The sequence below is a fragment of the Acidiplasma cupricumulans genome, from assembly GCF_001402935.1.
GTDB lineage: Archaea > Thermoplasmatota > Thermoplasmata > Thermoplasmatales > Thermoplasmataceae > Acidiplasma > Acidiplasma aeolicum.
On record NZ_LKBH01000077.1, the window covers coordinates 1 to 1,329 of the forward strand.

The following is a 1,329-nucleotide window of genomic DNA, read 5'->3' on the forward strand; positions in this document are numbered from 1 at the left end:
TAATAATAAAAATATATTTTTAATACTGATTATAATCCATGCAGATTAAGTATCGATCGGGCATCATATTCTATGTATTGATAAATGATACCATTTACTAAACATGTATTTAACATCATCATTGCATTTATAGCAATTCATCAATCCGATATATTAGCACAGAATTTTGGTATAATCTATGGTATGTGATTAAGGCGTATGGTATTTACCAGCACAATGTGTCAGTCAATAAAATCGGAGTTCTACCGAATTGTACTAAATGATAAATTAGGAAATCAGGATATATTAATGTATTCACTAATAACAGCAGACAACAGAAGTTTGGATGCAAAAATCCTATACATAATCTACCATTACCACTTTATACAAGGTTTAAGGTATACTATTTAATAACATCATTAACTGATTTTCTTAAAGGGCCAATGAATGAAAAATGTCTATATGATGTAAATCCAAAGATACTAGAACAGGCGGCCGCAACACCAAGGTCATGGTAAAGGGTTTTAACACTAATAAAGAATGGGTTTGTAACACCTGTAGATTTTGAGGGTTATTAGGTCATGAGCCAGGTTCAGCGTTCTATTCATTTTACCGTAAGTATATGGAGGATAGAGGGATAATAATAAAGAATGAAGACCTTGACACTGGAACAGTTGGGAAAGAAAATAAGTTAAGTGATATTAACAAAAAAAGAAAGAAAAAATGAGGTGAAAAATATGGCAAAAGGTGGAGCAATTATTGATGTGGTGAATAGAAAGGTAGATAATACATATGATGCGTTATTTCCAGCATTAAAGGATTTATATGATCAGGGAATTTTATATACAGAAAAGGTATTTGACCAGAAAATACCAAGGTGGGAACATGGAGAGTATCTCGGTGATGAGACAGTAACCATGCACAAACTTATACTTGATCCTGATGTAGATAGATTTATATTAGGTGTACTTGATGATGTTGCAAATTACCCAAGGCTTAATCCAACAGAGAGATATGAAGTTTGGGCACATTTTAAACTTAAATTCAGCAAACTATATTTCATTATTAACAGGGGAATTTATATTTAAACAAAATATGGTAAACAACCTAAATAAAAAATGAGGCTTTTTAATAATTACTTAAAATAACAAAATAAGTAAGGTAGAATCAAAAATAGGTTCTCCTATTGAAAATAATGTGATGTATGAGAAAATATACCTTATATTAAAAAAGTGATGCAGAATTAAGGTGATTATAAAGTATCGGAAAATGTTATTGCAAATGAACAGGAGAAAGTATATAATAAGCGCAATTTTTACGGGAAATCTAATACCATAAATCTATATTATA

1 protein-coding gene is annotated in these 1,329 nt (G+C 30.1%); it reads left to right on the forward strand.

From position 1 onward, the window contains the following. Window positions 1-716: 716 nt before the first annotated feature. Window positions 717-1,067 (forward strand): hypothetical protein, encoded by a 351-nt coding sequence (locus AOG55_RS02520; RefSeq protein WP_156318726.1) that lies wholly within the window; start codon window positions 717-719, stop codon window positions 1,065-1,067. Window positions 1,068-1,329 lie beyond the last annotated feature (262 nt).

Excerpts from the sequence above, each read along its gene's own strand:
- AOG55_RS02520 (WP_156318726.1), top strand. The coding sequence starts at position 717 with ATGGCAAAAGGTGGAGCAATTATTGATGTGGTGAATAGAAAGGTAGAT.